Genomic DNA, 8,283 nt, shown 5'->3' with positions numbered 1-8,283 from the left:
GGTCCGGCAAATGCCGGACCGCCTTTCAACGTATCGTTCGCGTGGCTATAGCTGGCTCCGGTCCCGCAGCCAACTGGGGAGAGAGCGCATCTTGATGCCGGAGACGATGCCCATACAGGCATAGAGAGTGATGATGGAGGAGCCTCCGGAACTGAAAAAGGGGAGGGTGAGCCCCACCACGGGAAAGACATACAGGCACATGCCGATGTTAATGACCGTCTGAAGGAGGAGCATGGCGGCGTAACCCATGGCGACATAGGCCGCCATGGGACTGTTGGCCCGGCGGGCCACCCACACGCAGCGGAGGATGATGGCGGTGAGGAGCAGGATGACCAGGATGCAGCCCACCATGCCGAACTCCTCTCCGCAGACGGCAAAGATCTCGTCGGTATGCCGGGCGGGGAGCGCCTCTTCCGAAGCGCTCTGTGTTTGCGTGCCCTGCAGATAGCCCTGACCGAAAAGGCCGCCGCTGCCAATGGCCAGGATGCTGCGGGTCTGCTGCCAGCCGCGGCCCTGGGTCTGCTCCACATAGGTGTCCGGGTTGCCGGTGATGTGGTCGATGACTACGGTGAAGCGGCCCTGGATGTAGCCGGGGACATGGGGCCAGACAATGATGACCGCAGCGACTCCGAGCACCAGGGCAAGGAGAAACCACCGCTTTTTGACCCCGGCCGTCCAGGCGATGATGACGAAGAGGCCCAAATAGACCAGGACCATGCCGAAGTCCCCGGAGACCACGGCGATGAGGGCCGCCATAAAGAGGGAGTGCCCGGCCAGCTGCACCACCGAGGTGAAACGGCTGATGCCCCAGTCCTGGAGCTTGCGGCATTGAAAGGCTAGCAGCAGGACAAAGAAAATCTTGGCCACCTCAGCCGGCTGGATATTCATGGGAAGGAAGGGAAATGCCAGCCAGCTGTTGTTCCCGGTCTGCTCTTTGCCCACGCCGAAGGGGGTGAGGAGCATGAGAATGATGCATACATTGAAGAAAAGCATCCATTTCCAGCTTCGCTCGGTAAAGAGCTCCACGTCCACAAAGGACATGACGAAATAGACCGCCACACCCAGGACTATGGCGACGAGCTGAATGGGGACGAACCGCGCGCCGGCGGCACCCATCCAGCGGGTGGCGCTGTAGATGAGCACCACGCCGAACAGCGAGGCCGCCACAATGAGCACAAGGAGAAGCACGTCCGCTTTGCGGAAAAATTCTTTGATGCTATCGGTGAGCCACAAAGGGCCTCACCTCCTTTGCGGAGTGATGGAACATATATTTTACCACTTCGGACGGCTTTCGTAAACAGGTTTTACAGGCGGGGGAATCTGTGTTATAATATTTCGACTTATGTGGTGCGTATAGTGGGGGGAGAGCCGATGGAGTACACAACCAACAGTCCCGAAGAGACCGAGGCGCTGGGCGCGTCCATGGGGGCGCGGCTGAAAGCGGGCACAGTGGTGGCCTTTACCGGGGACCTGGGGGCGGGCAAGACTGCTTTTGTCCGGGGCTTGGCCCGGGGGCTCGGGATAGCGGACCGGGTGACCAGCCCCACCTTTACCATCGTCAATGAGTACGATGGAGGGCGGCTCCCTCTGTTCCACTTCGATATGTACCGCCTGGGCTCCGCCGACGAGCTCTTCGAGATCGGATGGGAGGACTACCTGGGCCGGGGCGGCGTGTGTGCCGTGGAGTGGAGTGAAAATGTGGCCGAGGCTCTGGAAGGGGACTGTGTCCGGGTAGATATCCGCCGGGGCGCCAACGACGGACAGCGGTTCATCACGATGACCGAGGGGGGAGAGAGATGAAGATTTTGGCTCTGGAGTCCTCCGCTACAGCGGCCTCAGTGGCGGTGTGTGAGGACGAGACGCTCTTGGCCCAATCCTTCCAGCACAGCGGCCTCACGCACAGCCGAACGCTGATGCCCATGTGCCGGGATCTCCTGGAAAACTGCGGGCTGACGCTGGAGGAGATGGAGGTCGTGGCCGTGGCGGCGGGGCCAGGGTCCTTTACAGGACTTCGGATCGGCGTGGCCGCGGCCAAGGGGCTGGCCTGGCCGGGGGACAAGCCCTGCGCGGGCGTCTCCACGCTGGAAGCCATGGCGTGGCCGCTGGCCCATCTGGAGGCGGATCTCTGCGCCGTTATGGATGCCCGGAGGAATCAGGTCTACAATGCCCGCTTTCAGGCCTGCGGCGGTATACTGGAGCGGCTGTGCCCGGACCGGGCCATCCCTGTAGAAGAATTGGCCCTGGAGCTGGAAAACCGCAAAAAACCGCAAATACTGGTTGGAGACGGAGCCGAGCTGTGTTATAATGAACTGACGAAACGAGGGCTCGCGGTGGCGCTTGCTCCGCCGCACCTGCGCCTCCAGAGCGCATGGGGCGTAGCGCGCGGGGCACTGGAGCTGGCCCGGCAGGGGGCGCTGGTCCCGGCGGCGGCCTTGGCGCCCGTCTACCATCGTCTGTCCCAAGCCGAGCGTGAACGGCTTGCCAAAGTTGAAAATAGTAAAGGGGAAGAACAACATGGATGAAATGGTACACATTTTTGACCACCCGCTGATCCAGCACAAGCTGGCCATACTCCGGGATGAGAATACCGGTGTCAAGGAGTTCCGGGAGATCGTCTCCGAGATCGCCACCCTGATGTGCTACGAGGCCACCCGTGACCTGCCCACCCGGGAGGTGGAGATCAAGACTCCCGTGGCCACCGGCACCTTCAAGACCCTGGCGGGCAAAAAGCTGGCCATCGTCCCCATCCTCCGAGCGGGCCTGGGCATGGTGGATGGAATCCTCACACTGATCCCCTCCGCCAAGGTGGGACATATCGGTCTCTATCGCGATCCTCAGACACTGGAGCCTGTGGAGTATTACTGCAAGATGCCCTCCGACATCGCCGAGCGGGACGTCATCGTCCTCGACCCCATGCTGGCCACCGGTGGTTCCGCCTCCGCAGCCATCCAGTTTATCAAGAACTATGAGGTCAAGCACATCAAGCTGATGAACATCATCGCCGCTCCCGAGGGCGTGGAGCGCGTCCGCAAGGACCATCCCGATGTGGCCATCTACTGCGCGGCCCTGGACGAGAAGCTCAACGACCACGGCTATATCGTCCCGGGGCTGGGCGACGCCGGAGACCGTATCTTCGGCACGAAATAAGTGATCGGGCCGGTCTATCAGACGGAACGGCTCCTGCTGACCATGACCTCCCCTCAATTGGCGGGGCGTGTCGCGGATTATTACCGCCGGAATCGGACGTTCCTTACCCCGTTTGAACCTATGAGGGAGGATGCGTTTTTCAGTGAAGCCGGGCAGCGCCCCCTGCTGCTGGAGGAGCAGAGAGACGTGCTCTCTGACCGGGGCTATCGGTTTTATATTGCCCGCAGGGAGGCGCCGGAAGAGATCATCGGGCTCACCTCGCTGGGACAGATTGTGCGCAGGGCCTTTCAATCCTGTTTTCTGGGCTATAAGCTGGACCAGCGGTTCCTGAGGCGCGGCTATATGACTGAGGCGGTCCGGGAGACTGTGCGCATTGCTTTTGAGGAACTGGACTTGCACCGGATAGAGGCCAATATCATGCCCCGAAATCTGGCCTCTCTTGGTGTAGCCCGAAAGGCAGGCTTTTATGAAGAGGGCTTGGCCCTCAAATATCTGCAAATCAACGGGGTGTGGGAAGACCACATCCATATGGTGATCCGGAGCGATCTGGAAAAGTAAAAGAGTTCCGGCCCGGGGAAGTTCCCAGGGCCGGAACTCTTTTTGTATTTTGTATATTGAAGACCACTGGTCTAAGCCAGTGATTCAAAAGAGCTTGCGGCGATAAGCAAGAGAAAGAAACTCCCTTTACTATACGGAAGAAGCGGTCAGCCAACTGCAACTAAAGATAGCAAAGGGAGGACATTCAGATGTGACTAAATGACATCATAGTGTTTGCACCAAAGTATCTCAGGAAAGTATTTTAGCAAAAAAGCGAGAGGCAATAGGAAAAATACTAAGGCAATTATGCGAATGGAAAGGTGTTGGGATAGTGGAAGCAGAGGTATGTGCAGACCATATCCACATGTTGGAGGAAATACCACCGAAGATAGCGGTGTCGGGTTTCATGGGATATCTGAATGGCAAGAGCGGCACGATGTTGTATGGGCAATTCGACGAACTGAAATATAAATACCGCAGTTCCGCATGCGGCACAGAGCAGGATGGTGCCGTCCCCCTGGCCCAGCAGGGCGTAGAGGCCGCAGCGGCCCGCCTGGGTGTAGCCCACGCCCATCTCGTTCAGCCGGTCTTTCATATAGGCCAGGGTATTGGGCAGGTCCATACTCACCTCTGGAATCTGGTGCAGCACGCGGCGCCAGGCTGCCAGCCGGTCCTGCATGCCCTCAATTTCTCGATAGAGCTGTTCATGCATGGTTCGGTTCCTCTCTTTTTGCAGGTGCCCTCTTACTCCGCAAACGCTGTGCCAGCTTTAGAACAGAAGTGAAAGATATTGAAAAAACAGGGGAAACCGTTTCTCCGACGGGGAAGAGGGGGCAAAAATAGAGCAAGAATTTTTTACAGCGGGGAAAAATCTGGATATGGAGCAAAATATTTTTGCAAATTGAGCCGGAAAACACAGGCGCCAGCAGGGAATGGGATACTTGTGGTTTTTTCCTGTGTGTGGTAAAATAATTAATTACGTGAAGACGGTATCCCTTTTGCGGCAAACGGTATGATTCGGGTGACGTGCCGCATATCCTGAAATGAAATCGAGCGTTCCGGTTCGGGAGGAATTTGATGAAGATTGTTGTTTTGGCGGGCGGACTGAGCCCGGAGAGAAATGTATCCCTGTCTTCGGGGGTCATGGTGGCGGAGGCGCTGCGGGGCAGGGGGCACAAGGCGGCGCTGGTAGACATGTATTTTGGCCTGGAGGATGATGGGAAGACCCTGGAGGACCGCTTTGACGCCCCTCTTCCCGATGCGGGGAAGCACGTGGACCGGGACGCCCCTGACCTAGAGGCCGTGAAGGCCTCCCGCAAAGGGAAGGGAAAAAGTCAGTTCGGACCCGGGGTCCTGGAGTTGTGCGCCATGGCCGACATCGTATTTTTGGCCCTCCATGGCCAGTGTGGGGAGGATGGACGGGTCCAGGCCGCCTTTGATCTTATGGGCATCCCATACACCGGCGCGGGGTATCTGGGCAGTGCCCTCGCCATGGACAAAGACCTCACCAAACGGCTCATTGCCGGAGCGGGGGTAGATACCCCCAGGTGGAAGGCGGTGCGGTATACCGAACGGGACGTGGACCGGCTCACCAGCCAGACTCCTGTACCCTGTGTGGTAAAGCCGGTGGACAGCGGCTCTTCCATCGGCGTATCGATCGCCCATGACAAAAAGGAGCTGCGGGCCGCGCTGCTGGACGGCCTGCGGTTTGGCGGACGTAGCGTGTTAGAGCAGTACGTGGCGGGGCGGGAGATCCAGGTGGGCATCCTGGAGGATGAGGCGCTGCCCTCCATTGAGATCATTCCCAAAAGCGGCTTTTATGACTATGAGAACAAGTATCAGCCTGGTGCGGCCGTGGAAGTCTGCCCGGCGGAGATCTCTTCGGAAGCCGAGGCCAAGCTCCGCGCGGCGGCGCTGAAGGTCTACCGTACGCTTGGACTCTCGGTCTACTCCAGAGCCGATTTTATTCTGGATGCGGAGGGGACCCCCTGGTTCCTGGAGATCAACACTCTGCCCGGCATGACGCCCACCAGTCTGCTGCCCCAGGAGGCCGCGGCGGTGGGTGTGGACTACGCCGCGCTGTGCGAGCGCATCCTTCTGGCCTCCCTGGAGGCCAGAAGGGCGGGCCGGTGACCCTGAGAGCAGAAAGAAGGAGAAGTACGCTATGGAGCCCATGACAATACGTGAGATACTGGAAGCTGTAGACGGAAAGCTGCTGGGAGAGTTCAGCGACCTGGACCTTACAGTGAAGCACGTCTTTACCGACAGCCGTAATCCCGATCCGGGCGCGTTGTTCATTCCCCTGGTGGGGGAGCGGTTTGACGGACACGCCTTCCTGAACGAAGCCCTGGAGGGCGGGGCGGCGGGCTGCTTTACCCAGCGGGAGCGGGAGAGCTATCTGCCCGGCAAGTTCTATATCAAAGTGGGCAGTACCCAAAAGGCGCTGCGGGATTTGGCCCGGCATTACAAGCAGAAGTTCCGCATCCCCTTTGTGGCCGTTACGGGCAGCGTGGGCAAGACCACGACCAAGGATATGGTGGCCGCGGTATTGGGAGAGCGGTTCAAGGTCCTCAAGACGGAGGGAAATTTCAATAATGAGGTTGGGCTGCCCCTCACCCTTCTGCGGCTCAACAGCAACCACGAGATCTGCGTGGTCGAGATGGGCATGAATCACTTCGGGGAGATCGAGTATCTCAGCAGCATCGTGGAGCCCGACGTGGCCGTTATCACCAACATCGGGGATTCCCACATTGAGAATCTGGGCTCCCGGGAGAACATTTTGAAGGCAAAATGCGAGATCTTTTCGCACATGGATCCGAAAAAGGGCTATGTGATCCTCAACGGAGACGATCCGCTGCTGGAGCCTCTGCGGGCCTCGCTGCCCTTCCAGAGCGTGCTCGTGGGTACGGCCGAAGGTCTGGATTACCGGGCCACCGGGGTGGAGAGCGACGGAGAGAAAAGCGTCCGCTGTCATGTGCGGACGCCGAGAAGCGGGTTTGACGTGGAGATCCCTGCCCTTGGGAACCATATGCTCTATCCTACGCTCACTGCCGCAGCGGTGGCGGAGCATTTCGGCATGACGGGCGGGGAGATCGCCAGAGGAGTTCTCCGGTTCGCGCCCACCAAAATGCGCATGAATATCCTCAAGCGCGGGGACGGGATCACTATCCTCAATGACGCATATAATGCCAATCCACAGTCCATGCGGGCTGCAGTGGAGGTCCTATCCAAGAGCGGTGGGGACTATAAGATTGCCGTGCTGGGCGATATGTTCGAGCTGGGCCCATTCGCACCCACCCTCCACGCGGGCGTGGGAGCCTACTTGGGCAAGGCCGGGATCGACTGTCTGGTGGCGGTGGGGGAGCTGGCGAGGCACATCTATGACGCGGCCAAGGACGCTATGGTGCCCCAAGTCTACTGGTGCGAGACAAAAGAGGAGGCCAAGCCCATTCTGGCGGAGCTGGTAAAGCCCAACTCCACCATTCTGGTCAAGGCCTCCCGCGGCATGGCATTTGAGGAACTGGTGGACGATTTGAAGAGGATCACGAAAGAGCCGTAAGTCAGCCGAACAGCTCCAGAAGGCGTTCGCCAAAGGGTGGATGGATGACGCCCTTTTCCGTGACGATGCCGGTGAGCAGTTTGTGGGGCGTCACGTCGAAGGCGGGGTTACAGACACGGATCCCCTCCGGCGCGGTTTGGACGCCGGCGAAGTGGGTGACCTCCGCCGGGTCCCGCTCCTCGATGACGATATGTTTCCCATCCGGAATGGACATATCGATGGTGGAGGAGGGGAGCACGGTATAGAAGGGGATGCCGTGGTAGGCGGCTAGGACCGCCACGCCGTAGGTGCCGATCTTGTTGGCAAAGTCGCCGTTGCGCGCCATGCGGTCGCAGCCCAGAAAGACTATGTCGATCTTGCCCTGGGCCATGAGCGAGGCCGCCATGCTGTCTGTGATCAGTGTGGCGGGGATTCCATCCCTCATCAGCTCCCAGGCGGTGAGGCGGGCGCCTTGGAGGAGCGGACGGGTCTCATCACAGTAGACCATCTCCACCCCGCCGGCGGCGTGGGCGGCCCGGACCACGCCCAAAGCGGTACCGAAGCCGCCAGTGGCAATGGCCCCGGCGTTGCAGTGGGTAAGAATGCGGGCTCCCTCCGGCACCAGCTCCGCTCCATATTTGCCGATCTTTCGGTTCATGGAGATATCCTCACGGTGGATGGCCTCCGCTTCCCGGACCAGCGCAGGGATGGCCTCCGGCCCGCCGCCGCCGGCGGACAGGGCCAGCGTCATCCGGTCCAGGGCCCAGAAGAGGTTGACGGCGGTGGGTCTGCTGGTAGCCAGCACCTTGGCGGCGCGGGCCATGCCGGCGCGGAACTGGGCGGTATCCTGACATTGGAGCTCCATGGCGGCCAGACAAACGGCATAGGCCGCCGCGATCCCGATGGCGGGGGCGCCGCGGACCACCAGACGGCGGATGGCGTCGGCCACCTTCCGATAATCGGTGTAGTCCTCCCAGACCTCCTCCACGGGAAGCTTGGTCTGATCAAGCAGTGCAAGGGAATCTCCCTGCCAGCGAATGGCATCCATTACAATGGCCTCC

8 protein-coding genes and 1 pseudogene are annotated in these 8,283 nt (G+C 59.9%); 7 read left to right on the top strand and 2 right to left on the bottom strand.

Annotated features, from left to right (window positions below; genetic code table 11):
• Positions 1-45 precede the first annotated feature (45 nt).
• Positions 46-1,233: an FtsW/RodA/SpoVE family cell cycle protein gene (locus ABUA09_RS01820; RefSeq protein ID WP_033118992.1), complete on the bottom strand. Its 1,188-nt coding sequence runs from the start codon at positions 1,231-1,233 to the stop codon at positions 46-48.
• 138 nt (positions 1,234-1,371) lie between these two features.
• Here ABUA09_RS01820 and tsaE point away from each other — a divergent pair, with 138 nt between their 5' ends.
• The 7 genes and pseudogenes from tsaE to ABUA09_RS01785 all read left to right on the top strand — a co-directional run bounded on the left by tsaE (position 1,372) and on the right by ABUA09_RS01785 (position 7,243).
• A complete protein-coding gene (gene tsaE / locus ABUA09_RS01815; RefSeq protein ID WP_058117789.1) occupies positions 1,372-1,800 on the top strand; it encodes a tRNA (adenosine(37)-N6)-threonylcarbamoyltransferase complex ATPase subunit type 1 TsaE in 429 nt (142 codons plus the stop codon).
• Entirely contained in the window at positions 1,797-2,522 is a 726-nt protein-coding gene (gene tsaB / locus ABUA09_RS01810) for a tRNA (adenosine(37)-N6)-threonylcarbamoyltransferase complex dimerization subunit type 1 TsaB (protein WP_208318469.1), read from the top strand. Before tsaE ends, tsaB begins: the two co-directional genes overlap by 4 nt.
• The gene (gene upp / locus ABUA09_RS01805) at positions 2,515-3,147 is read left to right on the top strand and encodes a uracil phosphoribosyltransferase (protein WP_033118995.1); all 633 of its coding nucleotides are present in this window, start codon (positions 2,515-2,517) and stop codon (positions 3,145-3,147) included. The genes tsaB and upp overlap by 8 nt, the downstream gene beginning before the upstream one ends.
• Positions 3,148-3,705 (top strand): GNAT family N-acetyltransferase, encoded by a 558-nt coding sequence (locus ABUA09_RS01800; RefSeq protein ID WP_033118996.1) that lies wholly within the window; start codon positions 3,148-3,150, stop codon positions 3,703-3,705.
• Between the two features lie 203 nt (positions 3,706-3,908).
• Positions 3,909-4,165, top strand: a pseudogene (tnpA, locus tag ABUA09_RS01795) (IS200/IS605 family transposase); the annotation flags it as partial.
• Positions 4,166-4,761: 596 nt separating this feature from the next.
• Positions 4,762-5,817 carry a D-alanine--D-alanine ligase family protein gene (locus tag ABUA09_RS01790; RefSeq protein WP_058117788.1) on the top strand — a complete coding sequence of 352 codons (1,056 nt, stop codon included), beginning with the start codon at positions 4,762-4,764 and terminating at the stop codon, positions 5,815-5,817.
• Positions 5,818-5,848: 31 nt separating this feature from the next.
• Positions 5,849-7,243: a UDP-N-acetylmuramoyl-tripeptide--D-alanyl-D-alanine ligase gene (locus ABUA09_RS01785; RefSeq protein ID WP_033118999.1), complete on the top strand. Its 1,395-nt coding sequence runs from the start codon at positions 5,849-5,851 to the stop codon at positions 7,241-7,243.
• Between the two features lies 1 nt (position 7,244).
• On the opposite strand, the gene mtnA is transcribed toward ABUA09_RS01785, so the two are convergent.
• On the bottom strand, positions 7,245-8,270 hold the full coding sequence (gene mtnA, locus ABUA09_RS01780) for an S-methyl-5-thioribose-1-phosphate isomerase (RefSeq protein WP_058117787.1): 1,026 nt from the start codon (positions 8,268-8,270) through the stop codon (positions 7,245-7,247).
• Between the last annotated feature and the right edge of the window lie 13 nt (positions 8,271-8,283).

It is taken from the genome of Intestinimonas sp. RTP31139st1_F5_RTP31139_211217 (assembly GCF_040226735.1).
Classification (GTDB): Bacteria; Bacillota; Clostridia; order Oscillospirales; family Oscillospiraceae; genus Intestinimonas; species Intestinimonas butyriciproducens.
This window is presented reverse-complemented; position numbering and strand designations above follow the sequence as displayed.

What these genes read in the sequence shown, in the direction of transcription:
- ABUA09_RS01790 (WP_058117788.1), top strand. Translation starts at nt 4,762, where the DNA reads ATGAAGATTGTTGTTTTGGCGGGCGGACTGAGCCCGGAGAGAAATGTA.
- ABUA09_RS01785 (WP_033118999.1), top strand. Translation starts at nt 5,849, where the DNA reads ATGGAGCCCATGACAATACGTGAGATACTGGAAGCTGTAGACGGAAAG.
- upp (WP_033118995.1), top strand. Translation starts at nt 2,515, where the DNA reads ATGGATGAAATGGTACACATTTTTGACCACCCGCTGATCCAGCACAAG.
- tsaE (WP_058117789.1), top strand. Translation starts at nt 1,372, where the DNA reads ATGGAGTACACAACCAACAGTCCCGAAGAGACCGAGGCGCTGGGCGCG.
- mtnA (WP_058117787.1), bottom strand. Translation starts at nt 8,270, where the DNA reads ATGGATGCCATTCGCTGGCAGGGAGATTCCCTTGCACTGCTTGATCAG.
- tsaB (WP_208318469.1), top strand. Translation starts at nt 1,797, where the DNA reads ATGAAGATTTTGGCTCTGGAGTCCTCCGCTACAGCGGCCTCAGTGGCG.